Source organism: Mesorhizobium sp. M4B.F.Ca.ET.203.01.1.1, from assembly GCF_004791025.1.
GTDB lineage: Bacteria > Pseudomonadota > Alphaproteobacteria > Rhizobiales > Rhizobiaceae > Mesorhizobium > Mesorhizobium abyssinicae.
In genome coordinates, this window is record NZ_SRUO01000011.1 from 122,585 (window position 1) to 149,320 (window position 26,736).

At 65.3% G+C, this 26,736-nt stretch carries 30 protein-coding genes; 10 read left to right on the forward strand and 20 right to left on the reverse strand.

What is annotated here, in order from left to right:
- Positions 1-7 precede the first annotated feature (7 nt).
- Together EN846_RS22530 and EN846_RS22535 are read right to left on the reverse strand one after the other, a co-directional pair.
- Positions 8-1,084, reverse strand: a complete 1,077-nt coding sequence (locus EN846_RS22530) for an ABC transporter permease (protein WP_127393362.1) — start codon at positions 1,082-1,084, stop codon at positions 8-10.
- 123 nt (positions 1,085-1,207) lie between these two features.
- Positions 1,208-2,701: a sugar ABC transporter ATP-binding protein gene (locus EN846_RS22535; RefSeq protein ID WP_127393877.1), complete on the reverse strand. Its 1,494-nt coding sequence runs from the start codon at positions 2,699-2,701 to the stop codon at positions 1,208-1,210.
- A gap of 131 nt (positions 2,702-2,832) precedes the next feature.
- Here EN846_RS22535 and EN846_RS22540 point away from each other — a divergent pair, with 131 nt between their 5' ends.
- Entirely contained in the window at positions 2,833-3,756 is a 924-nt protein-coding gene (locus EN846_RS22540; protein WP_127311377.1) for an SMP-30/gluconolactonase/LRE family protein, read from the forward strand.
- A 59-nt stretch (positions 3,757-3,815) separates the two neighbouring features.
- On the opposite strand, the gene EN846_RS22545 is transcribed toward EN846_RS22540, so the two are convergent.
- Both EN846_RS22545 and EN846_RS22550 read right to left on the reverse strand, forming a co-directional pair.
- Positions 3,816-4,034: a 4-oxalocrotonate tautomerase family protein gene (locus tag EN846_RS22545; protein ID WP_127393878.1), complete on the reverse strand. Its 219-nt coding sequence runs from the start codon at positions 4,032-4,034 to the stop codon at positions 3,816-3,818.
- A gap of 281 nt (positions 4,035-4,315) precedes the next feature.
- Positions 4,316-5,233 carry a polyprenyl synthetase family protein gene (locus EN846_RS22550; protein ID WP_127393879.1) on the reverse strand — a complete coding sequence of 306 codons (918 nt, stop codon included), beginning with the start codon at positions 5,231-5,233 and terminating at the stop codon, positions 4,316-4,318.
- A 129-nt stretch (positions 5,234-5,362) separates the two neighbouring features.
- Between EN846_RS22550 and EN846_RS22555 the strand changes: the two genes are divergently transcribed.
- From EN846_RS22555 to EN846_RS22565, 3 genes are all read left to right on the forward strand, one after another.
- Entirely contained in the window at positions 5,363-6,070 is a 708-nt protein-coding gene (locus EN846_RS22555; protein ID WP_127311378.1) for a transglycosylase domain-containing protein, read from the forward strand.
- Positions 6,071-6,237: 167 nt separating this feature from the next.
- On the forward strand, positions 6,238-6,420 hold the full coding sequence (gene rpmF, locus EN846_RS22560) for a 50S ribosomal protein L32 (protein WP_006203806.1): 183 nt from the start codon (positions 6,238-6,240) through the stop codon (positions 6,418-6,420).
- A 374-nt stretch (positions 6,421-6,794) separates the two neighbouring features.
- On the forward strand, positions 6,795-7,196 hold the full coding sequence (locus EN846_RS22565; protein WP_127311374.1) for a hypothetical protein: 402 nt from the start codon (positions 6,795-6,797) through the stop codon (positions 7,194-7,196).
- Between the two features lie 146 nt (positions 7,197-7,342).
- Here EN846_RS22565 and EN846_RS22570 read toward each other — a convergent pair whose 3' ends face one another.
- Positions 7,343-7,774: a heme-binding protein gene (locus tag EN846_RS22570; RefSeq protein WP_127393798.1), complete on the reverse strand. Its 432-nt coding sequence runs from the start codon at positions 7,772-7,774 to the stop codon at positions 7,343-7,345.
- A 107-nt stretch (positions 7,775-7,881) separates the two neighbouring features.
- Positions 7,882-8,394, reverse strand: coding sequence for a helix-turn-helix domain-containing protein (locus EN846_RS22575; RefSeq protein ID WP_127311372.1), 513 nt, complete (start codon positions 8,392-8,394; stop codon positions 7,882-7,884).
- Between the two features lie 99 nt (positions 8,395-8,493).
- Between EN846_RS22575 and EN846_RS22580 the strand changes: the two genes are divergently transcribed.
- Both EN846_RS22580 and EN846_RS22585 read left to right on the forward strand, forming a co-directional pair.
- Complete coding sequence (locus EN846_RS22580) at positions 8,494-9,339, forward strand: alpha/beta hydrolase (RefSeq protein ID WP_127393797.1); 846 nt, start codon at positions 8,494-8,496, stop codon at positions 9,337-9,339.
- A gap of 84 nt (positions 9,340-9,423) precedes the next feature.
- Positions 9,424-10,080, forward strand: a complete 657-nt coding sequence (locus EN846_RS22585) for a glutathione S-transferase family protein (protein ID WP_127311741.1) — start codon at positions 9,424-9,426, stop codon at positions 10,078-10,080.
- 57 nt (positions 10,081-10,137) lie between these two features.
- On the opposite strand, the gene EN846_RS22590 is transcribed toward EN846_RS22585, so the two are convergent.
- The 4 genes from EN846_RS22590 to EN846_RS22605 form a co-directional block, all read right to left on the reverse strand.
- Positions 10,138-10,527, reverse strand: a complete 390-nt coding sequence (locus tag EN846_RS22590; protein ID WP_127285982.1) for a hypothetical protein — start codon at positions 10,525-10,527, stop codon at positions 10,138-10,140.
- Between the two features lie 80 nt (positions 10,528-10,607).
- Complete coding sequence (locus EN846_RS22595) at positions 10,608-10,883, reverse strand: metalloregulator ArsR/SmtB family transcription factor (RefSeq protein ID WP_126057959.1); 276 nt, start codon at positions 10,881-10,883, stop codon at positions 10,608-10,610.
- A 31-nt stretch (positions 10,884-10,914) separates the two neighbouring features.
- On the reverse strand, positions 10,915-12,162 hold the full coding sequence (locus EN846_RS22600) for an MFS transporter (protein ID WP_127285983.1): 1,248 nt from the start codon (positions 12,160-12,162) through the stop codon (positions 10,915-10,917).
- A gap of 83 nt (positions 12,163-12,245) precedes the next feature.
- Positions 12,246-12,440, reverse strand: a complete 195-nt coding sequence (locus EN846_RS22605) for a DUF1192 domain-containing protein (RefSeq protein WP_127285984.1) — start codon at positions 12,438-12,440, stop codon at positions 12,246-12,248.
- Between the two features lie 111 nt (positions 12,441-12,551).
- On the opposite strand from EN846_RS22605, the gene EN846_RS22610 reads away from it, so the two are divergent.
- The 3 genes from EN846_RS22610 to EN846_RS22620 all read left to right on the forward strand — a co-directional run bounded on the left by EN846_RS22610 (position 12,552) and on the right by EN846_RS22620 (position 15,034).
- On the forward strand, positions 12,552-13,562 hold the full coding sequence (locus EN846_RS22610) for an NAD(P)H-quinone oxidoreductase (RefSeq protein ID WP_127285988.1): 1,011 nt from the start codon (positions 12,552-12,554) through the stop codon (positions 13,560-13,562).
- 361 nt (positions 13,563-13,923) lie between these two features.
- A complete protein-coding gene (locus EN846_RS22615) occupies positions 13,924-14,064 on the forward strand; it encodes a DUF1127 domain-containing protein (RefSeq protein WP_127285985.1) in 141 nt (46 codons plus the stop codon).
- Positions 14,065-14,338: 274 nt separating this feature from the next.
- A complete protein-coding gene (locus EN846_RS22620; RefSeq protein WP_127392383.1) occupies positions 14,339-15,034 on the forward strand; it encodes a DUF1013 domain-containing protein in 696 nt (231 codons plus the stop codon).
- Positions 15,035-15,097: 63 nt separating this feature from the next.
- On the opposite strand, the gene EN846_RS22625 is transcribed toward EN846_RS22620, so the two are convergent.
- From EN846_RS22625 to EN846_RS22635, 3 genes are all read right to left on the reverse strand, one after another.
- Positions 15,098-15,817 (reverse strand): YafY family protein, encoded by a 720-nt coding sequence (locus EN846_RS22625; RefSeq protein WP_126057965.1) that lies wholly within the window; start codon positions 15,815-15,817, stop codon positions 15,098-15,100.
- Positions 15,818-15,949: 132 nt separating this feature from the next.
- Positions 15,950-16,360, reverse strand: a complete 411-nt coding sequence (locus tag EN846_RS22630; RefSeq protein ID WP_189379757.1) for a hypothetical protein — start codon at positions 16,358-16,360, stop codon at positions 15,950-15,952.
- A gap of 141 nt (positions 16,361-16,501) precedes the next feature.
- On the reverse strand, positions 16,502-16,669 hold the full coding sequence (locus EN846_RS22635) for a hypothetical protein (protein WP_127282773.1): 168 nt from the start codon (positions 16,667-16,669) through the stop codon (positions 16,502-16,504).
- 201 nt (positions 16,670-16,870) lie between these two features.
- Here EN846_RS22635 and EN846_RS22640 point away from each other — a divergent pair, with 201 nt between their 5' ends.
- Entirely contained in the window at positions 16,871-17,032 is a 162-nt protein-coding gene (locus tag EN846_RS22640) for a hypothetical protein (protein ID WP_127310283.1), read from the forward strand.
- A gap of 26 nt (positions 17,033-17,058) precedes the next feature.
- Here the strand turns inward: EN846_RS22640 and EN846_RS22645 are convergent, their stop codons facing one another.
- The 7 genes from EN846_RS22645 to tkt all read right to left on the reverse strand — a co-directional run bounded on the left by EN846_RS22645 (position 17,059) and on the right by tkt (position 26,668).
- Positions 17,059-17,787, reverse strand: a complete 729-nt coding sequence (locus tag EN846_RS22645; RefSeq protein ID WP_127310281.1) for an SGNH/GDSL hydrolase family protein — start codon at positions 17,785-17,787, stop codon at positions 17,059-17,061.
- 159 nt (positions 17,788-17,946) lie between these two features.
- Positions 17,947-18,687 carry a thioredoxin family protein gene (locus tag EN846_RS22650; protein ID WP_127392384.1) on the reverse strand — a complete coding sequence of 247 codons (741 nt, stop codon included), beginning with the start codon at positions 18,685-18,687 and terminating at the stop codon, positions 17,947-17,949.
- 159 nt (positions 18,688-18,846) lie between these two features.
- Positions 18,847-19,872 (reverse strand): class I fructose-bisphosphate aldolase, encoded by a 1,026-nt coding sequence (locus tag EN846_RS22655; RefSeq protein WP_127310280.1) that lies wholly within the window; start codon positions 19,870-19,872, stop codon positions 18,847-18,849.
- Between the two features lie 234 nt (positions 19,873-20,106).
- The gene (locus EN846_RS22660) at positions 20,107-21,303 is read right to left on the reverse strand and encodes a phosphoglycerate kinase (protein WP_127392385.1); all 1,197 of its coding nucleotides are present in this window, start codon (positions 21,301-21,303) and stop codon (positions 20,107-20,109) included.
- 102 nt (positions 21,304-21,405) lie between these two features.
- Entirely contained in the window at positions 21,406-23,295 is a 1,890-nt protein-coding gene (locus EN846_RS22665) for a potassium/proton antiporter (RefSeq protein ID WP_128346083.1), read from the reverse strand.
- 209 nt (positions 23,296-23,504) lie between these two features.
- Positions 23,505-24,515, reverse strand: coding sequence for a type I glyceraldehyde-3-phosphate dehydrogenase (gene gap / locus EN846_RS22670; protein ID WP_128346082.1), 1,011 nt, complete (start codon positions 24,513-24,515; stop codon positions 23,505-23,507).
- A 161-nt stretch (positions 24,516-24,676) separates the two neighbouring features.
- Complete coding sequence (tkt, locus tag EN846_RS22675) at positions 24,677-26,668, reverse strand: transketolase (RefSeq protein WP_135913958.1); 1,992 nt, start codon at positions 26,666-26,668, stop codon at positions 24,677-24,679.
- Positions 26,669-26,736 lie beyond the last annotated feature (68 nt).

Genomic DNA, 26,736 nt, shown 5'->3' on the forward strand with positions numbered 1-26,736 from the left:
TCTCCCATTAAGCATTGTTGGTTGTCTTTGTTGGTTGGCTGGTGGCTGGTTGATTGGTGGCGGGCGGCACGACCGCGCCGCGGCGCCGCTGCGCGTAGCCGGCAATGCCGATCGCGACGAGCAGGGTGACGCCGTTGAACAGCGGCTCGACCCAGAACGAGCCGCCGAACTGCTGGATGCCTGAAATGCCGACAGCGAGGATGACGACGCCGATGATGGTGCCCCACACATTGACGCGGCCGGGCTTGATGGTGGTCGATCCGAGGAAGGCGCCGACCAGCGCCGGCAGCAGATATTCGAGGCCGACGCTGGCCTGGCCGATGCGGAGCTTCGAGGCGAGCAGCACCCCGCCCAGCGCGGTCAGCGCACCGGAGGCGACGAAGGCGCCCATGACGAATTTCTGCACCGGGATGCCGTTGAGCGCAGCGGCCTTCGGATTGGCGCCGATGGCGTAGAGGTAGCGGCCGATCGGCAGGTATTCGAGCACGAGCCACATCGCCAGCGCCAGGACGACCACGTAGTAGCCGGTGATCGGCAAGCCGAACAGCATCGTGCCGTTGAGGGAGAGGAAGCCCTCGGGCAGCACGCCGACGACCTGGCGGCCGCCGGTGTACCACATGGCCAAAGCGTACAGCACGGTGCCGGTGCCGAGCGTGGCGATGAAGGAATCGATGCGCGCCACCTCGACCAGCCAGCCATTGATGAAGCCGGTAAGCACGCCGAGCAGGATGACGATCAGCACCGCGATCGGCCACGGGATGCCGAAGGCCGTCTGCAGGCTGATGGCCAGGATGTGCCACAGCACGATGCCGTAGCCCACCGTCAGGTCGATGCGGCCCGAGGCCATCGGGATCATCGCCGCCAGCGACAGCATCGCGATGATCGCCTTGTCGGAGATGATCGAGCGCAAATTGAGCAGCGTCGGGAACGTCCGCGGCAACAGCAGCGAGAACAGCAGGATGAGCAGCAGCGTCAGGATCGGCAGGCCGTAGACCGGCAGGTAGCGCGAAGCCTTCTGGCCGAGGCTCAGCCCGGAAAGTTCCGACCGGGTCGGCTCAAGCGCCGTCGATTTGATCGAATTCATGGGGTCCTCCTAGAGCATGATGCCGAAAAGTGTGAGGCGGATTTCGGACGACATCATGCTCTATCTCTTTGATTTAGAACCGGATTCAGATTTCAGGTCGATTCGACCTGAAATCATCCGGCTCTAGGCGGCTTCGGACACGGAGGCGGCACGAATGAGCGCAGCCGTCGTCAAGGCATCGCCGGCCAGCTCGCGCACGATGCGGTTATGCGAGAAGACGAGGGCGCGATGGCAGATATGGGCGACCTCCTCGAAATCGGTGGAGACGACGATGACCGCCAGCCCTGCCTCGACGGCCGCCGCGATCAGCCGGTAGATCTCGGCCTTGGCGCCGACATCGACGCCGGCCGTCGGGTCCTCGGCGATCAGAAGCTTGCGGCCCGTCGCCAGCCAGCGGCCGACGACCACCTTCTGCTGGTTGCCGCCTGAAAGCGCTTCGATCGGCAGATGCGGATCGTTGGGCCTCAGCCCCAGCCGCGCGCCGAGTTCCTGCGTGAGCTCGCTCTCGTGCGCCGGCTTCATGAAGGAGAACAGCCCGCGACCGACCGCCGACGGATTGAGATACATGTTCTCGCGCACGGAAAGCGACAGCGCGACCGATTCCTCGGTGCGGTCGCGCGCGATGAGGCCGACGCCGGCGGCAAGGGCGGCGCCGACCGATGACAGGTCGAGGCGCTTGCCGTCGAGCGAGACCGTTCCCTCGAAACGCTCGGCGCCGAACAGCGCGCGGCCTACAGCCTCCTGTCCGGCGCCGCGCAGGCCGACCAGCCCGAGCAATTCGCCGGAGCGCGCCTCGAAGGTGACTGGGCCGACGTTGCCGCAAGTGAGGTTTTCGACCTTGAGCCGCTCCGGCCCGTCCTGCCATTGCGACTTGGCGAACATCTGGTGCGCCGGCCGGCCGACGATCAGGTCGACCAGTTCCTGCGGCGTGGTCTCGACCACCGGCTTCACCGCGACCATGCGGCCGTCGCGCATGACGGCGACGCGATCGGCGATGCGGAACACCTCGTCCAGCCGGTGCGAGACATAGATCATGCCGACGCCGCGCTCGCGCAACGGCCGCAGCGCCTCGAACAGGCGCTCGACCTCGTCCGCCGGCAGGCTCGCCGTCGGCTCGTCGAGCACCAGCACGTCGGCCTCAGTCGCCAGCGCGCGGGCGATCGCCACCAGCGACTTTTCGGTGCGGGAAAGATCCTGGACGCGCGTCGCCGGATCGAAGGCGCAGCCGACCAGCGCCAGCGCGCGCTCGGCGCGGCGCTCGGTGTCGCGCCAGTCGATCAGGCCGGAGCGGCGCGAAAAACCTTGCGCCATGCCGACATTCTCGGCCACCGTCATCCATTCGATGAGGCCGAGGTCCTGATGGATGAAGGCGACCTTCTGCGGCTGGTTGGGACGCGGCGGGCGGTGGTGGTAGTCCTCGCCGCGAAAGCGGATCGTGCCTTGGTCGCGCTTGTGGATGCCGGCGAGCGTCTTGATGAGCGTCGACTTGCCGGCGCCGTTCTCGCCGAGCAGGGCGACGATCTCGCCCTCGTGGATGTCGAGCGACACCGACTTCAGCGCCAGGGTGCCGCCGAAGCGCTTGGAGATGTCGATGAATTCGATGAGCTTGGGCCGCATCTATGGCCCTCCCAAGCCAAGCAAACGGACTGAATTGGCACCGATGTTATCGCTAACATTTTTGCAGGTCAAGTCTTGAAAACAGCTCGCCGCGAAGGCTATCGATAACCCGTTTTCGCGGAGGAAGAAGCATGTTCGGAGACATAGAGGGCGCCGGCTTCGAGGTCCTCGACGAGCGGTTCGAAAGCTGCTTCGTCGGCCATGTGGCGGTCGAGCGGCTGTGGACCGGCGGGCGCTGGCTGGAAGGCCCGGCATGGTTCGCGGCCGGGCGCTATCTGGTCTTCTCCGACATCCCCAACGACCGCATCATGCGCTACGACGAGACCAATGGCGTGGTTTCGGTGTTCCGGGCGCCGGCAAACAATGCCAACGGCAACACGGTCGATACAGAGGGACGGCTGGTCACCTGCGAGCATCGGGCGCGCCGCGTCACGCGCACCGAGCATGACGGATCGATCACGGTGATCGCCGACCGTTTCGACGGCAAGCGCCTGAATTCGCCTAACGACGTCGTGGTGCGCTCGGATGGCACAGTGTGGTTTTCCGATCCGCCCTACGGCATCGCGACCGACTATGAGGGCGACCGCGCCGAACAGGAGATCGAGGGCTGCCACGTCTACCGCGCCGATCCCGCGACCGGCGCGGTGGCGCGGGTCGTCTCGACGATGGCGAAGCCCAACGGTCTCGCCTTCTCGCCGGACGAGAGCGTCCTCTATGTCGGCGACACCGGCATCACGCATCAGAAGGACGGGCCGCGGCACATCCGCAAGTTTGCCGTCGAAGGCAATTCGCTGGGGGAAATCGGCGTTTTCGCAACCTGCACGGCCGGCCTGTTCGACGGCTTCAGGGTGGATACGGCCGGCCGTGTCTGGGCAGGCGCCGGCGACGGCGTGCATTGCTTCGACCCCGACGGCACGCTGATCGGCAAGATCCGCATCCCTGAAACGGTGGCGAACCTCACCTTCGGCGGCGCCAAGCGCAACCGCCTGTTCATCACGGCGCGGCAGTCGCTCTATGCGGTGTTCGTGGTCGCCAACGCGGCCGCAAGAGGCTGAGGTCCGACTTGCATTGCTCGAAAGGCGAGCCGCTCGACAAGCGGCCCGCCTTGTCCATGTCAGGCACCATCCTTTGCCCGATAGGCATCGGGAAGGACGAAGACTTCATCGGCGCGGCCGTAGCCTCCATCAGGAACTTCTTCGATCAGCACCATGGTGTAGGGGCGCACACCCTCGCCGAAATAGTCGACGAACATCTGCGTGGTCTTGTGGACGAGGTCTTCCTTCTGCGCTTTTGTGAGGGCGGCCTCGGGCATCTTGAAGTTGGCAAAGGGCATTTGCAGGTTCCTTTCGGTGGATTCATGGCGTTGCTTGGCGAGGCTGATGACGACGGTCGCGCCGTCATCGGGCGGATATAGATTGCCGCAGAAGTCGGATAATCACCCCGCTGCTGGCAGCACTATTCGGAAAGAGCGAACAATCGAAGCCGACGTCGGCGCCCTATCCGCAGCTCGCTCAGCAGTGCGCGCTTTGCTGGAATGGCATCCAGCATTTCGCGCTGGCAGGGTTGTGAAGATCGGACTGGTGGCGAGCCGGCGTCGTCCGCCTGTGCAACAGGTCAGCTGTTGCGCGTCGCCACGAATGTCGCCGCTTCCTTCAGCAAGGCCGCGCGCTCGCCATAGGGATCCAGCAGCGCATGCGCTTGGCCGACGAGGCCGCTGAGCTGCTTGCGCGCCCAGTCGGCGCCGTGCAGGGCGACCAGCGTCGCCTTGCCGGCGGCGGCGTCCTTGCCGGTCGCCTTGCCCATCTGGTGCGCATCCGCCGTCAGGTCGAGCAAGTCGTCGGCAAGCTGGAAGGCGAGCCCGATCGCCGAGCCGAATTCGGCCAGCCGCTCGCGGTCTTCCGGCGGCGCGCCGGCGACGATGGCGCCGGCCTCGCAGGCAAAGCGGATCAAGGCGCCGGTCTTCATCGCCTGCAGCCGGATGATGCCGGCCTCGTCCGGTGGATTGCGGCCGGCATCGAGATCGAGCATCTGCCCGCCGACCATGCCGCCAACGCCGGCGGCGCGGGCAAGTGCCAGCACCAGCGCTGCCCGGCGTTCCACGGGCAGCACGGTCGCCTCGTCGGCGAGGATGTCGAAGGCAAGCGTCAGCAGCGCGTCGCCGGCGAGGATGGCGGTGGCATCGTCGAAGGCCCGGTGCACGGTCGGCTGGCCGCGGCGCAGATCGTCATTGTCCATGGCCGGCAGATCGTCATGGATCAGCGAATAGCAATGCACGCATTCGAGCGCCGCCGCGACGCGCGATGCCGCCTCGCCATCGGCGGAAAAGAGCGCCGCGCTTTCCATGACCAGAAACGGACGCAGGCGCTTGCCGCCGTTCAACACGCCATGGCGCATGGCCGCCATCAGCCGCTTCGGCCGGGCGATCTCGCCGGACAGCGCGCGCTGGTCGAGAAGCCGCCTGAGCAGCGCCTCGATTGCCGCTGCGCGCATCAGAAGTGCGGTTTCGAACGCGATTTCTTCGTCTTTCGCCATGGCCGGGAGCGGTAGCCGACACTCAGACATTGCGCAAGAAGCCGCGCGCCATTATGCCGGTTGAGCTGATGGCACGGGTGGGGCGGCTTGACGGAACCGATCGTCGATCATGAAATCGAAGGACTGGACATGGCGCGGCCGAGGCGCCTGAACCGCGCCGGCCTCAAGCGCCTGGGCCGGCGCTCCCTGGTCGTTGCCGCCATCCTGGCGGTGATACCGGTGGTGCTGACCTTCCTCTATCTGCCGTCCTTCGTGCATCCGGTGTCGACGCTGATGCTGAAGGACCTCGCGACCTTCTCCGGCTACGACCGGCGCTGGGTTTCCATCGACGACGTGTCACCGGTGTTGGCGCATTCGGTGGTCATGTCGGAGGATGGGCAGTTCTGCTTCCACCGCGGCGTCGATCTCGGCGAATTGCGCGGCGTCGTCGACGACGCGCTGGCCGGCGAGGCAACGCGCGGCGCCTCGACCATCACCATGCAGACGGTGAAGAATCTCTTCCTCTGGTCGCGGCCGCTGGGCACGGTGCGCAAGGTGGTCGAACTGCCGCTCGCCGTCTATTTCGACGCGGTGATGTCGAAGCGGCGGATCATGGAGATCTACCTCAACATCGCCGAATGGGGGCCGGGCATCTATGGCATCGAGGCCGCCGCCCAGCATCATTTCGGCGTCTCGGCAAAGCAGCTGTCGCGTCGGCAGGCGGCGCTGCTTGCCGTCACGCTGCCCAACCCGATCGCCCGCAATCCCGCCAAGCCGGGGCCTGGCCTGCGACGGCTGGCGGCGCTGATCGAGCGACGCGCTGGCAGATCGGGCGCCTATATAGGCTGCCTGGACTGAAGTGCAGCTTCATGCTGCTTTCCTGCTCCGGCAAAAAAATTTGCCGCGGTGCTGGCCAAAACGGCGCAGGGCGTGTATAGGCACCCGACTTTCTCAGATTATGGCCCCAGACATGGCCCTTTCACGAGGGTTGCCGGGGCATTTTGACCATGTAGTGGAGCATATCCGTGGCCGTTCCGAAACGAAAAACCTCTCCGTCGAAGCGCGGCATGCGCCGCTCGGCCGACGCCCTCAAGGCCCCGACCTATGTCGAGGACAAGAATTCCGGCGAAATGCGCCGCCCGCACCATATCGACCTGAAGACCGGCATGTATCGTGGCCGCCAGGTTCTGGAGCCGAAGGAAAGCTGAGAAGCTTCCGGCGGTTTGCGACTTCCAAAAGACCGGCCATTGGCCGGTCTTTTTGCGTTTGGCCTCGCCAATCGCTCCAGCGTCGCGGTTCGATACCGACTCTGCCGACGGACCCTGCGCGCCGGTCTTTGTGGCCTGACAGGCGCGGGAGGAACCCCCGCTAGGGCGGTTCAGCGTTTCATGGAATCGCCGAACCGCCCCAAGTTTTTGTTTTGACGCAATTCCGGACGGAAAACCGCTGCGCACTTTTCCTGGAATTGCTCTGACATGCTTGTTTCGCGCGGTCTTCGAGCGTGTTAGCGGCGACGCATGAAACTTCTTGACGAGGAAGGCCGGCGGGCTGCAACTGAAGGAAGCTCAATCGGAGTCGCCAGATGTTCGGTGCCATCCCCCTGCTGATCGTGCCCTTCGTGCTCTACAATCTCGGGCTGCTCGGGATATTCGGCAGCGGCGACGATCCCTGGGCCAACGAGATGTTCTCGTTCCGCATGATGTCCGGTGGCGTGTTCTCGATGACGCTCGGCGACCTGATGGTGCTGATCGGCCTGTTCTTCCTGTTCGTCGAGATCTCAAAATCGGTGCGCACCACCAACGCCTCGATCCTCGACCATCTGTTGTCGACGCTGGTCTTCATCGCCTTCCTGGTCGAGTTCCTGCTGGTGAAGGGCGCGGCGCATTCGGTCTTCTTCACCCTGATGGTCATCGCGCTGTTCGACGTGCTCGCCGGCTTCTCGGTGTCGATGCGGTCGGCAAGCCGGGATATCAACCTGAACTAGGATGTGCCGATATTCAGTTGAGACCGGTGTGCAAATGCAGGTTTCCTGCGCTTCCGGTGCTCACGTACGCTCCGCTCCGGTTCTCGGAACCAACATTTTCGACTCGGCCTGACTTGAATCTCGACACATCCTCCCGCTGATCCGTCTCAGCCCGGATCGGCAGCGAAGCCGGCGGCTTCGATGCCGGCGATCGCGGCGGCCTCGTCATTGTCCGACGTGTCGCCGGAGATGCCGACCGCGCCGATGACGGCGCCGGCATGATCGCGGATCAGCACGCCGCCGACGACAGGCAGGACACGACCGCCGGAGACGTCGGAGATGCCGGCCATCAGATGCGGCCGTTCCTTGGCGAAGGCTTCGACGCGGCGCGAGCCCATGCCGATGGCGAGCGCGCCATAGGCCTTGCCGGCCGACATTTGCGGACGCAGGAACGAGGCGCCGTCCTGGCGCTGGAAGGCGACTAGGTGGGCGCCGGCATCGAGCACCGATACGCCCAGCGGCCTGAGCTTCAGCTCTGCACCCCTGGCGAAGGCGGCGTCGATGATTTGCTTGGCTTTCTCGAGCGTCAGCGCGGTCATGGCAGTCTCCTGTTGAAAGGCCGCGATCATCGTCGACGAGACGCAGGATACAATCCCGGCGGCGGTTGAAACTGATTTTCAGGAAGTGGCGAAACGCCGCGCCCTGTCTAGCCGGCGGCAGCCTCAGCCTTGCGGGCGACCACTGCCTCGTAGCCGGCCTGCAGGGTTGCCCGAACGGTTGGCCCCTCCTGGTCGATCGCCGCGCCGAGGTGTTCATGGCGCAATTCGTCCATGAAGCGCTCCCATAAGGGTGGGCCGCCGTTTTCCAAAAGCTCGGCGCGGATCGAGAGCTCCTCGCTGACCGGCAGCCAGACACGGCCCCAGGCGCCGAGATGCGCCATGATCGGCACCAGGGTGATGGCCATCTCGGTCAGGCTGTAGATCGCCTTCTGCTTGTGGGAGGGATCGTCGGCCTTTGTCAGCATGCCCAGCTCCATCAGCCGCTTCAGCCGGTCGGCAAGGATGTTGGACGCGATGCCCTCGATCGATCCGTTGAGCATTTCGCGAAAATGGCGCCGGCCGCCGAAGATCATGTCGCGCAGGATGATCAGGCTCCAGCGATCGCCGAACACTTCGAGCGACAGATTGATCGGGCAGCCGGAACGGTGATCGGTGTTCATGTGCAAAGTCTCCAGAAAAACCGGTTGCATTATCGTATCAGTCTGATTATCGTGCAACTGATTGCAAAATGCAATCGGATTGCAGAGGAGGAAGCGACCATGAAGACGAAAGAGCAGCCCCGGATCGTTTCCGAAACTTTCGGCAGTCCCGCCGATCCCGCGGTTCTGCTGATCATGGGCGCCATGGCGTCGATGCTGTGGTGGCCGGAAGCGTTCTGCCGGAAGCTGGCCGGCGAGGGTCTGTTCGTGATCCGCTACGACAATCGCGATACCGGCCACTCGAGCAAATACGTGCCGGGCGAGCCGCCCTACACATTCGATGACATGGCCGACGATGCCATCCGCGTGCTCGACGATCATGAGGTCGTGAGGGCGCATGTGGTCGGCATGTCGATGGGCGGCATGATCGCGCAGCTGGTGGCGCTGAAACACCCGTCGCGCGTCACGGCGCTGACCGGGATCAGCACGTCGCCAGTCGGCATCGACACCTCGCATCTGCCGGGAATGTCCGAGAGCTACAAAGAGCACGCGGCGGCAGGCGAGAAGGTCGATTGGTCGGATCGCGAGCAGGTGATCGACTTCATCGTTAGCGAGGCCCGCGTCATCGCGAGCACCGTGCATCCGTTCGACGAGAAGCTGACAAGGGCGTTCGTCGAGCGGGACTATGACCGGTCGGGAGGCCTGCTCAGCGCGACCAACCACTTCCTGCTCAAGAGCGGCGGAGACTGGAATGACCGTCTTCGGAAGATGCGGATTGCGCTGCTCGTCATCCACGGCACGACGGATCCGATCTTTCCGGTCGAGCATGGCGCAGCGCTCGCCGAGGCGGTTGCCGGTGCGAAGCTGGTGCGTATCGAGGGTGGCGGCCACGAACTGCATCCGGACGACTGGGGCGTCATGATCGCCGCCATCGCGGCGCATGACCGGGCAGCGCGGGCCGCCTGACCCGCCGTCTGCCGTGACATCGCCGCACGGAATGCGCCACTATCGAAATCGGGCCAATCCACGCCGAACGGAAGCGAGCACCCAATGTCCCTGACCATGCACCTCCACCCCCTGGCATCCTTCTGCTGGAAGCCGCTGATCGCGCTCTATGAGAACGGCACGCCTTTCGATGTCGTCATCGTCGATCTCGGCAACGAGCAGTCGCGCGCGGCGTTCCTGAGACTGTCGCCGGCGGGCAAGATGCCGGTGCTGCGCGACGAGGCGCGCGGGCAGACGGTGCCGGAATCGACCATCGTGATCGAGTATCTGGCCGTCCACTATCCTGGCCCGACCGCGCTGATTCCGGACGATGCCGACCTCGCCCGCCAGGTCCGGACCGCCGATCGCTTCTACGATTTCTATGTGCAGGAGCCGATGCAGAAGATCGTCGGCGACCGGCTGCGGCCGCAGGGCCAGACCGATCCGTTCGGTGTCGAGCAGGCGCGGGCGCAGTTGCGTGCCTCCTACGCCATCGTCGAAACCGAAATGCAGTCGAGGATTTGGGCGGTTGGCGAAACCTTCACCATGGCCGACTGCGCGGCGGCGCCGGCGCTGTTCTACGCCAACAAGGTCGAGCCGTTCGGCGACAGGTTCCCCGCGGTCAGGCGTTATCACGATCGACTGGTCGAACGACCGTCCTTCGCCCGCGTGATCGAGGAAGCCCAGCCCTACTTCAAATTCTTCCCCTACAACGACGGCTGACATCAGTACTTAGCGATCGGAGGCGAGCGGTCCTGCTCACCTGGCCTTGCATCGCTGCTATGGCTCGATCACCTTCTTGCGGCCTTCCGGTTCCACCATCTCGAGCCGGGTTTCGGGACCATCCGCCTCGAGCAAAATGTAGCTTGCATCGTCGCCGCCGACGAAACTCAGGCCGGCGCTTGCGGTCGAGGCGCTGATCTTGACCGAAGGCTGGCCATTCTCCGCGATGAGGCGGAACAGAACGGTTTCGGCCTCGCCGGCCGTCGCCGGCAGCACGGAGATGCTGGAGCGCACCCGGCCCTGACTATCGACAATCTGAAGCCCGCTTCCGCGCAGCATGCCTGTGCCGTCCTGCGCCTTCGCCGGCAGGATCTGCATCAGCCCCATGCCAGCGAGCAGAACCAGATTGATCGCCGTCAGAGCGCCAAGTACCGCTTCGCGTCCCATGGGTTCCTCCTCCACAGCCAGAAAAAGCGCAGAACGGAATCGCATGAAGCAAGTGCCGGACCGGTCATGCCGCCCAGAGGTCACTCGCCGGGCAATGCTTCCCAGAACTGGTCGAGCCAGATGTTCAACCGCAGGAAGCCGGCACTGCTGACCGTGTAGACACGCCGCGTGCCTTCCGCCTTGGCGTTGACCAGGCCGGCCTCGAGCAGAACCTTCAGGTGCTGCGAGACGGCTGGGCGTGAAACTGGCAGTCCGGCCGCCAGTTCGTTGACGGTCTTCGGGCCGCGCCGGAGCTCTTCGAGAAGATAGCGCCGGTTGGGATCGGCAATCGCCACAAAGGCATCAGAAAACATCATGCGTCATTTTAGAGGCAAAGTTTCCCAAATCTCAACCATTGGTTTCAGCCTTTCTGCGCGGATCGAGCCGCAAGGCTTCCGGCGTCACCGAACGGTCGGCCGGCTGGGTCTTGAAGGCGTCGCGGTTTTCGATCGGCACCGGGGCGCGGCGGCTGATGCGCAGCAGGGTGTAGCCCGCCAGGCAAAGATGGGCGAGCGCGGTGGCCAGGAACAGGCCCTCGGGACGCAGCGAACCCATCAGGCCGGCAGCGAGCAGGGGCCCGATCATGGTGCCGAAGCCGTAGAGCAGCAGAAGGCCGCCCGAAACCTTGACGAAATCCTCCGCCCGCGCGTGGTCGTTGGCATGCGCCACTGCGATCGAATAGAGCGTGTAGGCGAAGGCGCCATAGGAGGCGGTCAGGACAAGGACGAAGACGCCGGAGCGCGGCTCGAACAGGAAGACGACGATGGCGAACAAGGCCGCGCCGAAGGCGGCGCCCGCCAGCACGAAACGGCGGTCGGTCTTGTCCGAGAGGCGCCCGGCCGGAAGCTGCATGGCCGCGCCGGCGACCACCACCAGGCTCATCATCAGCGCGATCTCGGCCGTGGAAATGCCGATGCGGGCGCCATAGACGGCGCCGAGCGTGCCCCAGGCGCCGTTGGCGATGCCGATCAGCAGGCAGGCAACAGCGGACACCGGCGAATTGGCGTAGAGCCCTTTGACATCCAGCTTGACGTCCTGCAGCGGCTTCGGATGCGACTGCGTCGAGACGGCGGTCGGGAGCAGCGACAGGCAGAACAGGATGCCGGTGATCATGAACAGCGAAGCCGACTTCACGTCGCCGCCGGCGACGATCATCTGGCCGCCCATGATCGATGCATAGGTGACCATCATGTAGAGGCCGAAGACGGTGCCGCGATTCTCGTTGGTCGCCTTCTCGTTCAGCCAGCTTTCGATGACCATGAAGGCGCCGGCCATGGTGAAGCCGGTAAAGGCGCGCAGCAGGATCCAGACATACTCATCGATGATGAGGCCGGTGAGCAAGGCGACGATGGCGCCCGACGCGGCAAAGGCGCCGAAGGCCCGGACATGGCCGGCGCGGCGAACCAGGCGGGGCGCAAAGAAGCAGCCGGTGACGAAGCCGCCCGCCCAGGCCGTGCCCATCAGGCCGAGCGATGCCGTGGAAAAGCCCTCCAACTGGCCACGCAACGGCAAAAGCAGCCCGTGCAGGCCGGACGCCGCGAGCAGGAAGGCGGTGCCGCGAAGCAAGGAGAGGATCGGTCGGTAGGTTGCAAACATTGTCTGATCCGGCTTGGGGTTCGTGGCGCCGGTCTGACAGGCGCATTCGGGCTTTTCGGCGGCAAGCGTTGCCGTCGTCAACGCTAGCCGCGGCGGAACAGCGCCTCGGCTGCCGATTTGGTCGCGCCCTTGGCCTTGAGCTCGGCTTCCAGCCGGGCGATCTCGTCGCGCAGCATGCCGATCCGCTCGGACAATTCGTCGGCCGAAAGCAGGGCCAGATCCTGCCCGATCTCATGCGGGCGCGCTTTCTTTACGGGTTCGTCGTCGAAGCTCGCCATCGTCGCTCCTCCCTGATTTGCCATTTGCCGGATTCGACAATGAGCATACATAGGGCAGGGGCGCTGATGCAAATTGCCGGCCAGACCGGCCGAAGGAGGACGGGACAGTTCATGGCGAGCGGACAGAAGATTCCGGCGAAGATGACGGCGATCGCGATCTCGGAGCCCGGCGGGCCGCGGGTGCTGAAGCCAGAAACGCGCGACGTGCCCGTGCCGGGACCGGGCGAGGTGCTGATCCGGGTGCGTGCCGCCGGCGTCAACCGGCCGGATGTGCTGCAGCGCAAGGGCGCCTATCCGCCGCCGCCCGGCGCGTCCGACCTGCCGGGTCTCGAAGTCTCGGGCGAGGTCGCGGCACTGGGCGACCAGATATCGCGCTGGCGCATCGGCGACCGGGTCTGCGCGCTCACCCCCGGCGGCGGCTATGCCGAATATGTCAAGGTGCATGCCGGCAGCGTGCTGCCGCTGCCGGCCGGCTTCACCCACACCGAAGCGGCGGCGGTGCCGGAAACCTATTTCACCGTCTGGCACAATGTATTCGAGCGCGGCGGCTTGAAGAGCGGCGAAACACTGCTGGTGCATGGCGGCTCGTCCGGCATCGGCACCACGGCGATCCAGCTGGCGGCGGCCTTCGGCGCTTATGTCGTCACCACCGCCGGCAGCAAGGAGAAATGCGACGCCTGCCTGAAGCTCGGCGCCGACCGCGCGATCAACTATCGCGAGGAGGACTTCGTCGCCGCGGTCAAGGACGCGACCGCCGGCCGGGGCGCCAACGTCATCCTCGACATGGTCGCCGGAGACTATGTGACGCGCAATTACGAGGCCGCGGCGGTGGAAGGCCGCATCGTGCAGATCGCCGTGCAGGGCGGGGCGGCGGCGAGTGTCGATTTCTCCAAGCTGATGGTCAAGCGGCTCACCCATACCGGCTCGACGCTGAGGCCGCGCACGGTCGAGTTCAAGGCGGCGATCGCGGCAGCGCTCGAGGCGCAGGTTTGGCCGCTGCTCGGCAGCCGCAAGATTGCGCCGGTGATGGACACGATCCTGCCGCTCAGCGAAGCCTGGCGGGCGCATGAGCGGATGGAGGATGGGGAGCATATCGGCAAGATCGTGCTCGACGTCGGCTAGGATATTCAGGTGAGGCCGGCCTGCAAACCTGCGCTTCCGGGGCTCACGTAGTTTCCTTGCTGCCGCATGTCCTTGTCGGAAAACCGGGAGCACTTTTCCGGGACATGCGGAGGTGCGCTCCGCGCCGGTTCTCGGAAACCACCGTTTTGGTCGCTCCGCGCCCGTCTTCGACTCCGGCTTGGCCTGACCTGAATCTCGACGCGCCCTGGTGCGTAAATCGCCTGCGGAAAACCTGAACGAGAGCTTAATGCTGCAATGCACAAAACGCATTGCCGCCATGCAAAAGCGTCCGTTCAATTCTTAGGCGGCGGTGCCTATTTACACGGCATCGAACAAATCAACCAACGACTGGAGAACCACCATGAACCCGATCCGCGCTTTCCGTAACTGGCGCATGTACAATGAGACCGTGCGCGAGCTGAACAAGCTCAACGCCCGTCAGCTGAGCGACCTCGGCATCAACCGCGCCGACATCGAGCGTATCGCCCGCCAGGCTCTTTGATTGCAAACGCGACCCGGCCGAAAGGCCGGGGCCGCGTCAAGAAGCCAGAGCCGTCGTAGACGCTTGCTCGTCTCCGGTTCCAAACCCGCTGGACCCAGTCCGGCGGGTTTTGTCTTTCCAAGCCGCGCTTGTGCCCGGCCTCTCCCTTCGGGGCCTTCCAAAAACATTGCGAAATGGTGACGGAGCGGTTATACAGACCGCGAATTTCCCATTTTGGTGGCTCTAAAACCACCGCCCGCGCGGGAACGCGGGCGAACGAGAAGGATTTTTGGAAATGGCCAATACGCTGCTGATGCCCAAGGCGACCGCCGTGTGGCTGGTCGACAACACCGCGCTCTCCTTCGAGCAGATCGCGCAGTTCTGCGGGCTGCATCCGCTCGAGGTCAAGGCGATCGCCGACGGCGAATCGGCGCAAGGCATCAAGGGCATGGACCCGATCATGACCGGCCAGCTGACCCGCGACGAGATCGCGCGCGCCGAGAAGGACCAGAACCATCGGCTGAAGCTGTCCGACCCCAAGGTGAGGGTGCCGGAATCCAAGCGCAAGGGCCCGCGCTACACGCCGCTGTCGAAGCGTCAGGACCGGCCGAATGCCATCCTCTGGCTGGTACGCAACCATCCCGAACTGAAGGACGCGCAGATTGCCCGTCTTGTAGGCACCACCAAGTCGACGATCGAGCAGATCCGCGAGCGCAAGCATTGGAATTCGGCCAATCTGCAGCCGATGGATCCGGTGACGCTGGGCCTCGCCTCGCAGATCGACCTCGACCTGGAAGTCAACCGCGCCTCGCGCGGCCGCGAGCAGGCGCCGCCGGTCGGCGACACACTGCTGCCGGCGGCGCTGACGGAACGGCTGGTCCCGGCGCCGGAAAAGCCGAAGGACGAGGACGCCGAGCTCGACGCCAACGCCGTCTTCGCCAAGCTCTCGGCGCTGAAGTCGAAGGACAAGGACACGGACGACGAGGAGTAGAATTCTCGGCATGCCAATAAAAAAGCCCGCTTCGAGCGGGCTTTTTTATTGGCTTTCGAGGCTTCAGTTGCGCGCCGCCCGGTCCGGCGTCATGCCATAGTCCTCGCTGCGCTCCACCGCGCGGTAGAAATCGGCGAGCTGCTTGCCGCGCTCCGGCTTGTAGACGCGGCCGGCGATCACCACCGAGGCAATGCGGTCGATGCGGAAGGCGCGGAAATCGTCGCGCATCTCGCACCAGGCGACCAGTGTCCACACCTTGCCCCAGAACCACAGGCCGAGCGGCCGGATGTCGCGCGCGGTGCCGCGCCCGGCCTCGTCCGAATAGTCGATGGTCAGGACCTGGCGTTTCTCGATCGCGCGCTCGATCAGGTCGATCGCCTCGCGCGCGGCATCGCTCACCACCCACATCGGCGTGTGGATCTCGGTGCGGGCGATGCGGTCCTTCTCGGTATCGGGCAGCACGGCGCCGATCTTGACCAGCGCCTCGTCCGCGGCCCGCGCCATGGCGGCGCCGCCAAAGGCGCGCACCATGCGGGCGCCGGCGACCAGCGCCACGATCTCGTCACGCGTGAACATCAGCGGCGGAAGGTCGAAACCCTCCCTCATCATGTAGCCGACGCCCGCCTCGCCGTCGATCGGCACGCCGGTCGACTGCAGGTCGGCGATGTCGCGATAGATCGTGCGCTCGGAAACCTCGAGCCACGTACCCAGCTTCTGGGCGGTGACCAGACGGCCGCCGCGCAAATGCTGCACGATCTGGAAGAGCCTGTCGGCACGACGCATCGTATGGTTCCTCGATGTTGTTTCTATGCATGTCGTGGCCCCAAAACCGGTTGCCACTTCTGGGCGACATGCACGTTGTTTCTACGCATGTCGTGGTTCCCAAAACCGGTTCCCACTTTTGGGCGACATGCACTATGGCTTCAGCCCTTCGCGCTTGCGCTGCACGGCGACGAACTCCGTGCCGAAGGACGGTTTCCTCGTTGTCGGCGTCCTGGCGTCCAGCACCCGCCAGAACGGCGCGATCTCGCTCAGCGCCATGCCGTGCTCGAGATCCTCGCCGGCCGCCTCGGCCACGGTGCGCAAATGATAGCCGATGGCGACCGGGCATGTCACTTCAGCCCCGTGCTCGATGGCCAGCGCGCTGCGCAGCGCGCGGACGTCCATCTCGACGCCTTCCGGGATCGAGCGGATGAAATCATCGACCTGGCGCGCCGTCGGCACCAGCATCGGCTGGCCTTCGACGACGTCGGCAAAGCTCCGCGGCGACGGCTTGATGCCATTGACGCCCGGCGTGTTCAGCCTGTCGTTCCAGCTCCTCACCATGCGAAGCTCACTCTCTACTCCTGCCACACCATGACACGACCCTCCTGACAGCATACTGTCAGGAGGGTTCAGCATATCCGCCGACGCTTCTAGATCTGGGCACCGCGGTGTCCGCATCCAAGCGCGGCACGCAAAAAAAGCTCATTGGTCGATGTGGCGGCCGTTGGCGTACATATCCGGCCAGCCGATGTCCTTGCGAATGTCCGCCGGCAAGCCATTCATGAAACGCTGGGTGCGGATCTCGTTGCGCATCGTGCGGATCTTGCCGACATAGTGCTGCACACCGCGCAGTATCTGGTAACCGGTCACGGCTAGTCTCCTCTTCTTTGATGAGGACACTATCGCACACCCCTGCTGACAGCAGTCTGTCAGGAGGATGGCAGCCTTTCGAAGGAGATTGCGGTCAGTCTGGCCGGCACACGGAGAAGCGGCTGTCCTGCCCGGTTCCGCCCGGCTTCAAAGCAACGATACCGGCTTTGACAGCCGGCCGCGATGCTGCTCAAAAGCGGCATGTCGAAACTCCTCGCGCTCGTCATCATTGGCATCATGGTCATCCAGCTGATCAAGCCGCTCGGCTGGCCGGGGCTGAGGCGGCGCAGCGATTTCTGGAAGCTGGCGCTGCTTGCCATGGCGGCGATCTCGCTCACCGCGGTGCTCGGGCACTGGGGCTAGAGCCGCGACGTCACCCCATCGGGTGCCTAAGCCTGGGGCTGCTCGCCCAGAACGGGAGCAAGCAGATGCTCCGCCCAGGCGCGGTAGCCGGCTTCCGAGGCATGGAATCCGTCAACGGCAAAGCCGGCCTGCGGATCGAGGATCGGCAGCCGCGACGCAGGCACCGCGCCGCGCTCCAGGCAGAGGCGCTTGCCCATCCGATTCATCTCGGCAGCCCTGATCTCGAGGATCCTGCCAAGCAGGGAGGGCATCGCCGGCGCCCGGGTGAACTCCAGCACCGGCGACCACACCACACGCGCCTCCGGCCATTTGGCGCGCAGTGCGTAAAGCAGGCCGCCGAACTCCTTCTTGAAGCGTGGCACCGAGTGGAAGTTCTTGGTGTCGTTGGTGCCGATGGCGAGCACGATATGCGTCCACGGATCGGCAGACAAATTGGGCAGGACATGGTCGCGCACCTGGCCGGAGGTCGCCGAATTGAAGCCGGCCGCCCGCCAGCGCACGGAGCTGCCCGTTCGCTCTGAAATCAGGATGGCAAGCTGCGCCGCGAGCCCGTTCTCGGAATGGCCGATGCCGACCGAGGCGGCGGAGGAATCGCCCAGCACCAGCAGCGTGATCGCCGGCGCCTTGCCCGGCATCTCATGGATGACCGGACCGCGCGCCGGCAGCATGCGGCTGGTGCGACGGCGCACGCCGAGCCCCTGCCAGACGTAGACGGGAAAGGCGAGCCAGGTGAGGAGGGCGAGCAGGCGCTGCATGGCTCATGCCCTTAGCGCATATTGTTGTGCGGGTGAACGATCTAACTAAAGCGCGTCGCGCCTGAACGGCCTCATGCGACGCGCTTTAGCTCATTGTTTTATGCATGTCGTTTTCCCAAAACCGGGGCCACTTTTGGGCGACATGCATTAGCCGCCGGTTCAGTCGCAACAGGCCGGCGGCGGCTCGGGGCCGTCCTCGTACTCGTCATGCAGCCGCACCCAGTCCATCAGGCCGCCATAGGGGCCGGTCTCGTTGCGGCCCTTCGGCGTCATGTCGAGATAGTGATAGGCGCCGATCAGCGGATCGCCGCCGCGGGCGCGCGACGTGAAGGTGAGGAAGATGTCGCCGGCCCCGTCGCGGTAGAACACGCTGATGCCGGGCAGGTCCTTCGACGTGCGCGCGCGCCTTTCGAAGTTGTAGGTGGTGTCGCCGGCGGCGATCTGCTTGTCGGTGAAGGAAACCTGCATGTCGAAGTTGAAGTCGGACGCATAGGACGACACCCAGTCGAACCGCCAGCCCATGCGCTGCTTGTAGGGCAACAGCTCGGCCAGCGGCGCGCGCGCCACCACGACCAGCGACACGTCGTGGTGCTGGAGATGCAGATTGGCGCCGTCGATATGGTCGGCAAGGAAGGAGCAGCCCTCGCAGCGATGGTTCGAGCCGGGCGCCAGCATGAAGTGATAGACGATCAGCTGGCTGTTTTCGCCAAAGAGCCCGGCCAGCCGCTTCGGGCCTTGCTCGCTCTCGAAGACGTAGTCCTTGCGGATCTTCAGCCAGGGCAATTCGCGGCGCTCGGCGGCGATCTTGTCGCGCAGCCGCGTCAGTTCCTTCTCGCGATCGAGGTGCCTTTTGTGCGCCTCGAACCAGTCTTCCCGCGAAACGACGGCATTGCGATGCATGACGATCTCCTGTCCTCTCCTGCCAAGGACGTTCGATATCGGCGCGATCCGACATGGCCGACGCGCTTTTCCGCGCAGTCCCAGAAGTGGGGATGCCGCCGGCGAAAAACAAAACCCGGGCAGTGAGCCCGGGTTTTTCGTCGCGTCTGAAGAAACGTGTCAGGCGGCCTTTTCCAGCGCCGGCTGCCATTTGCCGAGCGCCGCCAGATGGTTCATGTGGGCGCGATGGACAAAGGCGGCCTGGCCGGCGGCGACGTTCGCCGCCTTGCCGCTCCAGGCCTTCTGCGCGGCGGCCTGCAGGGCACGGCCGTAGGAGAAGGTCAGCTTCCACGGATGCGGGCCGATGGCGTTGATGGCATTGAGGTTGGCGGTCGCCTCCTCGTCCGATTGGCCGCCGGAGAGGAAGGCAATGCCCGCAACCGCCGCCGGCACCGTCTCGCGGAACAGTTTGATCGTCTTTTCGGCGACGATCTCTGGACTATCCAGCTTGCCGGATTTCTTGCCCGATATGACCATGTTCGGCTTCAGGATGGTGCCTTCGAGCACGACGCGCGCGGCATAGAGCTCGTCATAGAGCTTGAGCAGCGTCGCCTTGCTGATCTCGTAGCAGGTGTCGATGCCGTGGGCGCCGTCCATCAGCACCTCCGGCTCGACGATCGGCACGATGCCGGCCTCCTGGCAGAGCGCGGCGTAGCGGGCGAGCGCGTGTGCGTTCGAGCCGATCGAGGTCTGAGACGGCACGCCCTTGGCGATGTCGATATCGATCACCGCGCGCCATTTGGCGAAGCGGGCGCCGAGCTTGTAGTAGTCGGCAAGCCGCTCGCGCAGGCCGTCGAGGCCCTCGGTGACGGTGTCGCCGGGAAAGCCGGCCAGCGGCTTGGCGCCGGCGTCGACCTTGATGCCGGGGATGGCGCCGGATGCCTTGATGATGTCGACCAGCGGCGTGCCGTCAGCAGCCTTCTGGCGGATGGTCTCGTCATAGAGGATGACGCCGGAGATGTAGCGCGTCATCGCGTCCTTGGCGCGGAACATCATCTCGCGATAGTCGCGGCGGCTGTCGGCAGTCGATTCGACGCCGATGACGTCGAAGCGCTTCTTGATGGTGCCGGAGCTTTCATCGGCGGCCAGCAGGCCCTTGCCGTCGGCCACGATCGCGGCGGCAATGTCTTCGAGACGTTCGCTCATTGTGCTTCCTCCTGACAGTGGTTTTCCGCGGTTCACGGAACTCTACCGCCAAAGGAATGATGCCGGAAAGCGCGAAATCGATTGAAAGTCGCGCCGCGGGGCCGGCTCGCCGAGTCTTGATCGGGTCAATCGCTCCGGTCGCATTTCCGCAACGCCAAGCATCGCCGCCTGGATGCAAATGCTTTGCTCCGCCCAGTTCCAGGAATACCGCTGCACGGTTTTCCTGGAATTGCTTCAGCGCTTCAGCACCTCGACGCCGGGCAGCGGCTTGCCTTCCATCCACTCCAGGAAGGCGCCGCCGGCGGTCGAGACATAGGTGAAGTCGTCGGCGACGCCGGCGTGATTGAGCGCGGCCACCGTATCGCCGCCGCCGGCCACCGAGACCAGCTTGCCGGCCTTGGTGCGTTCGGCGGCGTGCTTTGCAGCCGCCACCGTGGCGCGGTCGAAAGGCTCGATCTCGAAGGCGCCGAGCGGGCCGTTCCAGACCAACGTGGCGGCGCGGTCGATCCAGTCGCCGACGGCCTTCACGGTCTTTTCGCCGACGTCGAGGATCATGCCGTCGGCCGGCACGTCCGATATGGCGACGGTCCCGCTGGCGGCGCCGGCCTTGAACTCCTTCGCCACGACGCCGTCGGCCGGCAGGATGATGGCGCAGCCGGCTTCGGCCGCCTCGATCATGATCTGCTTGGCAGTGGCGGCAAGATCATGCTCGCAGAGCGACTTGCCGACGGCGGTGCCGCGCGCGGCCAGGAAGGTGTTGGCCATGCCGCCGCCGATGACCAGCGCGTCGACCTTCTTCACCAGGTTCATCAAGAGGTCGATCTTGGTCGAGACCTTGGCGCCGCCGACGATGGCGACGACCGGGCGGACGGGATTGCCGAGGCCCTTTTCCAGCGCATCGAGCTCGGCCTGCATGGTGCGGCCGGCGAAGGCCGGCAACAGATGCGCCAGGCCTTCGGTCGAGGAATGGGCGCGGTGCGCGGCGGAAAAGGCGTCGTTGACGAAGATGTCGCCGTTGGCGGCGAGCTTCTCGGTGAAGGCCGGGTCGTTCTTCTCCTCGGCCTTGTAGAAGCGGGTGTTTTCCAAAAGCAGCACATCGCCCTTGTCCATGGCGGCGACGGCGCTGCCCGCTACGTCGCCGATGCAGTCGGCGGCGAAGCCGACGGGCCGGCCGAGCACGTGCGCCGTGGCGCCGGCGATCGGCTCCAGCGAGAATTCGGGCGTGGGTCCGTCCTTGGGACGGCCGAAATGGGCAAGCAGGATGACCTTGGCGCCCTTGCCGGACAGTTCGGCGATGGTCGGCGCGATGCGCTCGATGCGGGTGACGTCGGTGACCTTGCCGTCGGCGACGGGAACGTTGAGGTCGACGCGCACCAGCACGCGCTTGCCGGAGATGTTGCCGATGTCGTCCAGTGTCTTGAAGCCGGCCATGCTGGTCCCTTTCCGCGAAAATCGCGGGGACCTTACCCGCCAACGGCGACGATGCAAGGCCCGCGTGGAAGCGCGCGCGCAAAATGATGTAGGCGCGTAAGATCAGCTTTCGCTTGTTGCCTTTTGCGCAGCCGGTTCGGGCGTCGAGGGCTGTTCGGGCGGCGCTTCGACGGCAGGCGCCTGCGCCGGCTTGCGCCAGCCGCGGACGAAGGCGGCGATGCGGTCGCGGATCTCGCCGGCGCTCAGGAACACCGGTACGCGCGCCACCGGCGCGGTCGGCTCGAAGGACAGGCCGAGGCCGATGATCCGCCCCTTGTCGTCGACGTCGCGCACGATGAGCTCGATCGGTCCGATCAGCACCCGGTCGGCATATTCGGGATGGCCGCCGAGCCGCTCCGTCACCAGGGCGCCGACGGTCAGCTTGCGCTCGGCCTCGGTCAGGCCCGGCCCATAGGCAGCCTCCAGTTCCTCGGCCAAGCGCGTCGGATCGAGCGCGAAGGCGCCGAAGAAGTCCGCGTCCTCCGGATCGACCACGGCGCGGCTGGCGAACAGCTTGTCGAGCAGGCGCGGATAGCGGTCCGGCACGAAGATGTAGACCTGGTCGCCGGCGGCCAGCCGGCCCATGTCCTGGAAGCGCATCGAGCGGCCGTCGCGCAGCACCAGCGAGGGCCGCGCCCAGCGCGGGATGCGCTCGCCGCGCGCCACCGGGCTGCCCGGCGCCACGCGATAGGCGAGCAGCTCGTGATGGGCCGAGCCCGGCAGTTCGAGCTCGACCTTGTCGAGCGGCCCGAGCCGCGCCGGCACGATGAGGCCGAGGCGGCGCGCCAGCGGCCCGACGGTCCAGCCCTGCACGACCAGCGATACCAGCACGATGATGAAGGCGGTGTTGAAGATGACGCGGCCGTTTTCCAGGCCGCCGAGCAGCGGCGTGATGGCAAGCAGGATAGAGACCGCGCCGCGCAGTCCGACCCAGGAGACGAAAGCCACCTCGGGCCGCGGCAGGCGGAACGGGACAAGGCAAAGCCAGACGGCGACCGGCCGCGCCACGAAGATCAGGAACAGGCCGAGCAGGACCGCCGGCACCAGGATCGCCGGAAACTGCGAGGGCGTGGCGAACAGGCCGAGGATCAGGAACATGATGATCTGCGCCAGCCATGACATGCCGTCCTGGAAGCGCTTGAGGATGGTGACGGCGCGGATGTCGGAATTGCCCGCTATCAGGCCGGCGAGGTAGACCGCCAGGAAACCGGAGCCGCCAATGGCGCCGGCGGCGGCGAACACCATCAGCGACAGCGTCAGCACGAAGATCGGCAGCAGGCCGTGGTCGAGGTTCAGCCGCTCGACAAGGCGCACGATGGCGAGGCCGCCGAGAATGCCGACGACGGCGCCGACACCCATGTTGAGCAAGAAGCCGAGCGCGAGGTTGGTGACCAGCACATTGGCCTCGGGATTGGCGTGGGCGGCGATGATCTCGACCAGGGTGATGGTGAGGAAGATGGCGATCGGGTCATTGGTGCCCGATTCCACCTCGAGCGTCGCGCGCACGCGCTCGCGCAAATTGATCTCGCCGGCGCGCAGCAGAAAGAACACCGCAGCCGCATCGGTCGAGGCGACGGCGGCGCCGAGCAGGAAGGATTCCAGCCAGGTGAGGTCGAGCAGGTAATAGGCGGCGGCGCCGAACAGGCCGGTGGTCAGGATGACGCCGACGGTCGCCAGCGACAGCGCCGGCCCGGCTGCCTGGCGCAGCGCATTGAGCGGCGTGCCGAAACCGGAATCGAACAGGATGACGGCCAGCGCCAGTGAGCCGGCAAAATAGGCCAGCCTTGCGTTGTCGAATTCGATGCCGAGGCCGTCGGTTCCGGTCGCCAGACCGATGCAGAGGAAGAGAAGCAGGAGGGGAGCGCCGAAGCGAAAGGCGATCAGGCTCGAAAACGCGGCGGCAACGACAAGGGCGGTGCCGACCAGCGTTACAAGATAGATCGCATGCTCCATCCGGAATTGCCCCTCAAATCCGCCTCCCTCCCCGCTTTACGGCAGAGTGGGGCGAAGACATGACCAGTGCAAGGCGGCAGCGTGGTTTTTTGCTCCTATGGGGCTGATTTCCGGAGCTTTTGCCGCTTGGGGCGCCAGCCCGGCCCGCAAACGAAAAACGCCCGGCCGAAGCCGGGCGTCTGGTCTGGAAAGATCGAAGTCCGCCGCGATCAGGCGATGGTCTTGCCGAAGGCGACCGCGGTGTCGCCCATGCGGTTGGAGAAGCCCCATTCATTGTCGTACCAGGAGAGCACCGACACGAAGTTGCCGTCCATGACCTTGGTCTGGTCGAGGGCGACGATCGAGGAATGCGGATCGTGGTTGAAGTCGATCGAGACATTCGGGTGATGGGTAACGGCGAGCACGCCCTTCAGCTTGCCCTTGGAGGCGGCGCTCACCGCTTCGTTGATCTCCTGCGCGGTGGTCGAGCGCTTGGCGATGAACTTGAAGTCGACGACCGAGACGTTCGGGGTCGGCACGCGGATCGAGATGCCGTCGAGCTTGCCCTTGAGGTCGGGCAGCACCAGGCCGATCGCCTTGGCTGCACCGGTCGAGGTCGGGATCTGCGACAGCGCCGCCGCGCGGGCGCGGTAGAGGTCCTTGTGCATGGTGTCCAGCGTCGGCTGGTCGCCGGTGTAGGAGTGGATCGTCGTCATCATGCCCTTCTCGATGCCGACGGTCTCGTGCAGCACGGCGGCGAGCGGCGCCAGGCAGTTGGTGGTGCAGGACGCGTTCGAGATGACGATGTGGTCCTTGGTCAGCTTGTCGTGGTTGATGCCGTAGACGACGGTGAGGTCGGCGCCTTCGGCCGGCGCCGAGACGATGACACGCTTGGCGCCGGCGGTGAGATGCGCCGCCGCCTTGTCGCGGGCGGTGAAGATGCCCGTGCACTCGAGCGCGATGTCGACGCCGAGTTCCTTCCACGGCAGCTGGGTCGGGTCCTTGATGGCGGTGACCTTGAACTTCTCCGAGCCGACCGAGATCTGATCGCCGTCGACCGTCACTTCATGCGGGAAGCGGCCATGCACGCTGTCGTAGCGCAAGAGATGCGCATTGGTCTCGACCGGGCCGAGGTCGTTGACGGCGACGACGTCGATGTCCTTGCGGCCGGATTCATGGATGGCTCGCAGGATGTTGCGGCCGATACGGCCGAATCCGTTGATGGCAACTCTGACGGTCATGTTTCTCTCCCTGGGAGCTGGAAGGCGATTGGGTCCGCAGCTTCATAGCGGCGGACGGGCGAAGAATCCAGCCTTGGAAGGCTTGGATTTAAATCGATTAGGTTGGGCCAGCCCGCCAAGGCGGCCATGCTTGGTTTTGACGGGCTCGCTTGGCTCAACCCTTACTTGCCGTGCAGGCGGGCTTCCGCCGCTTTCGCCGCCGCTTCGGCGGTGATGCCGAAATGCGGATAGAGCTGCTCGATGGTGCCCGAGGCACCGAAGCCGGTCATGCCGACAAAGATGCCATCGCTGCCGATAATATGGTCCCAGCCCTGGCGGATGCCGGCTTCGATTGCGACCTTCACCTTCGCATTGCCGATCGTCTTCCTGCGGTAGTCGTCGCTCTGCTGGTCGAACAGTTCGAAGCAGGGCACCGAGACGACGCGGGTCGGGTGGCCGTGCTGCTGCAGCAACTCACGCGCGCCGAGCGCGACCTCGACCTCGGAGCCGGTGGCGAAGATGGTCACCGCCGCCTCGCCGTTCGCCGCGGCGAGCTCATAGGCGCCGGACGCGCTGAGGTTCTTCTCGCTGTGCTCGGTGCGAACGGTCGGCAGGTTCTGGCGGGTCAGCGCCAGCGTCGACGGCGTCTTTTCGGATTCGAGCGCCAGCTGCCAGCACTCCGCCGTCTCGACCGCGTCGGCCGGGCGAAAGACGTTGTGGTTGGGGATGGCGCGAAGCGCTGCCACATGCTCGACCGGCTGGTGCGTCGGACCGTCCTCGCCGAGGCCGATCGAGTCATGGGTCATGACGAAGATCGAGCGGATGCCCATCAGCGAGGCGAGGCGCATCGAGGGACGGGCATAGTCGGAGAAGCACAGGAACGTGCCGCCATAGGCGATCAGGCCGCCATGCAGCGTCAGGCCGTTGATCGCCGCCGCCATGCCATGCTCGCGGATGCCGTAGTGGACATAGCGCTGGCCATAGTCGTCAGGGGTGATGTTCTTGGTCTGGCTGGTCTTGGTGTTGTTGGAGCCGGTCAGGTCGGCCGAGCCGCCGATGGTTTCCGGCACCGCGCCGTTGATGACTTCCAGCGCCATTTCCGAGGACTTGCGGGTGGCGACCTTGGGCTTGTCGGCCGAGAGCTTCTTCTTGTAGTCGGCAATGACGCTGTCGAAGTTCGACGGCAGCTTGCCGGAGATGCGGCGCTCGAACTCGCCCTTCAGCGTGGCGTCCGCCTTGGCGAGACGGCCCTCCCAATCGGCGCGGGCCTTGGCGCCGGCCTGGCCGGCGGCGCGCCAGGCGTCGAGGATGTCGGCGGGAACCTCTAAGGGCGGCGAATCCCAGCCGAAGAATTTGCGCGCGCCGGCGATTTCCTCGGCGCCGAGCGGCGAGCCGTGCGCCTTGTTGGTGCCGGCCTTGGTCGGAGCGCCGAAACCGATGGTGGTCTTGCAGGCAATCATCGTCGGCTTGTCGGAATGGCGCGCCGCCTCGATGGCGTAGGCGATGGCTTCCGGATCGAAGCCGTCGATGTGGGTGGCGTTCCAGCCGGAGGCCTGGAAGCGGGCGACCTGGTCGGTGTTGTCGGCGAGCGACACCGGGCCGTCGATCGAGATGTTGTTGTTGTCCCACAGCACGATCAGCTTGTTGAGCTTGAGATGCCCGGCGAGCGCGATGGCCTCCTGGGAGACGCCCTCCATCAGGCAGCCGTCGCCGGCCAGCACATAGGTATAATGGTCGACGAGGTCCTTGCCGAAGGCGGCGTTCATGATGCGCTCGCCGAGCGCGAAGCCGACCGAGTTGGCGAGGCCCTGGCCGAGCGGGCCGGTCGTCGTCTCGATGCCGGCGGCATGGCCATATTCGGGGTGACCGGCGGTCTTCGATCCGAGCTGGCGGAAATTCATGATCTGGTCGAGGGTCATGTCCTCGTAGCCGGTCAGATAGAGCAGCGAATAGAGCAGCATCGAGCCGTGGCCGGCCGACAGGATGAAACGGTCGCGGTCGGCCCAGTGCGGGGCCTTGGCGTCGAATTTCAGGAAGCGGGTGAACAGCACCGTGGCGATGTCGGCGCAGCCCATGGGCAGGCCCGGGTGGCCGGAATTCGCCTTCTCGACGGCGTCCATGGAAAGGAAACGGATCGCATTGGCCATCCGGTCATGTTGTTCACGCGAGGTCATGCTTCCTCCGGGGTGGGGGTTTGAGGCCCTGGGAAAGGCCTGGAAAGGGTGCGCGACACATAGCAGGC

Coding starts and splice junctions, on each gene's coding strand:
- EN846_RS22530 (WP_127393362.1), bottom strand. CDS start 1,084: ATGAATTCGATCAAATCGACGGCGCTTGAGCCGACCCGGTCGGAACTT.
- EN846_RS22535 (WP_127393877.1), bottom strand. CDS start 2,701: ATGCGGCCCAAGCTCATCGAATTCATCGACATCTCCAAGCGCTTCGGC.
- EN846_RS22540 (WP_127311377.1), top strand. CDS start 2,833: ATGTTCGGAGACATAGAGGGCGCCGGCTTCGAGGTCCTCGACGAGCGG.
- EN846_RS22545 (WP_127393878.1), bottom strand. CDS start 4,034: ATGCCCTTTGCCAACTTCAAGATGCCCGAGGCCGCCCTCACAAAAGCG.
- EN846_RS22550 (WP_127393879.1), bottom strand. CDS start 5,233: ATGGCGAAAGACGAAGAAATCGCGTTCGAAACCGCACTTCTGATGCGC.
- EN846_RS22555 (WP_127311378.1), top strand. CDS start 5,363: ATGGCGCGGCCGAGGCGCCTGAACCGCGCCGGCCTCAAGCGCCTGGGC.
- EN846_RS22565 (WP_127311374.1), top strand. CDS start 6,795: ATGTTCGGTGCCATCCCCCTGCTGATCGTGCCCTTCGTGCTCTACAAT.
- EN846_RS22570 (WP_127393798.1), bottom strand. CDS start 7,774: ATGACCGCGCTGACGCTCGAGAAAGCCAAGCAAATCATCGACGCCGCC.
- EN846_RS22575 (WP_127311372.1), bottom strand. CDS start 8,394: ATGAACACCGATCACCGTTCCGGCTGCCCGATCAATCTGTCGCTCGAA.
- EN846_RS22580 (WP_127393797.1), top strand. CDS start 8,494: ATGAAGACGAAAGAGCAGCCCCGGATCGTTTCCGAAACTTTCGGCAGT.
- EN846_RS22585 (WP_127311741.1), top strand. CDS start 9,424: ATGTCCCTGACCATGCACCTCCACCCCCTGGCATCCTTCTGCTGGAAG.
- EN846_RS22590 (WP_127285982.1), bottom strand. CDS start 10,527: ATGGGACGCGAAGCGGTACTTGGCGCTCTGACGGCGATCAATCTGGTT.
- EN846_RS22595 (WP_126057959.1), bottom strand. CDS start 10,883: ATGATGTTTTCTGATGCCTTTGTGGCGATTGCCGATCCCAACCGGCGC.
- EN846_RS22600 (WP_127285983.1), bottom strand. CDS start 12,162: ATGTTTGCAACCTACCGACCGATCCTCTCCTTGCTTCGCGGCACCGCC.
- EN846_RS22605 (WP_127285984.1), bottom strand. CDS start 12,440: ATGGCGAGCTTCGACGACGAACCCGTAAAGAAAGCGCGCCCGCATGAG.
- EN846_RS22610 (WP_127285988.1), top strand. CDS start 12,552: ATGGCGAGCGGACAGAAGATTCCGGCGAAGATGACGGCGATCGCGATC.
- EN846_RS22615 (WP_127285985.1), top strand. CDS start 13,924: ATGAACCCGATCCGCGCTTTCCGTAACTGGCGCATGTACAATGAGACC.
- EN846_RS22620 (WP_127392383.1), top strand. CDS start 14,339: ATGGCCAATACGCTGCTGATGCCCAAGGCGACCGCCGTGTGGCTGGTC.
- EN846_RS22625 (WP_126057965.1), bottom strand. CDS start 15,817: ATGCGTCGTGCCGACAGGCTCTTCCAGATCGTGCAGCATTTGCGCGGC.
- EN846_RS22630 (WP_189379757.1), bottom strand. CDS start 16,360: ATGGTGAGGAGCTGGAACGACAGGCTGAACACGCCGGGCGTCAATGGC.
- EN846_RS22640 (WP_127310283.1), top strand. CDS start 16,871: ATGTCGAAACTCCTCGCGCTCGTCATCATTGGCATCATGGTCATCCAG.
- EN846_RS22645 (WP_127310281.1), bottom strand. CDS start 17,787: ATGCAGCGCCTGCTCGCCCTCCTCACCTGGCTCGCCTTTCCCGTCTAC.
- EN846_RS22650 (WP_127392384.1), bottom strand. CDS start 18,687: ATGCATCGCAATGCCGTCGTTTCGCGGGAAGACTGGTTCGAGGCGCAC.
- EN846_RS22655 (WP_127310280.1), bottom strand. CDS start 19,872: ATGAGCGAACGTCTCGAAGACATTGCCGCCGCGATCGTGGCCGACGGC.
- EN846_RS22660 (WP_127392385.1), bottom strand. CDS start 21,303: ATGGCCGGCTTCAAGACACTGGACGACATCGGCAACATCTCCGGCAAG.
- EN846_RS22665 (WP_128346083.1), bottom strand. CDS start 23,295: ATGGAGCATGCGATCTATCTTGTAACGCTGGTCGGCACCGCCCTTGTC.
- gap (WP_128346082.1), bottom strand. CDS start 24,515: ATGACCGTCAGAGTTGCCATCAACGGATTCGGCCGTATCGGCCGCAAC.
- tkt (WP_135913958.1), bottom strand. CDS start 26,668: ATGACCTCGCGTGAACAACATGACCGGATGGCCAATGCGATCCGTTTC.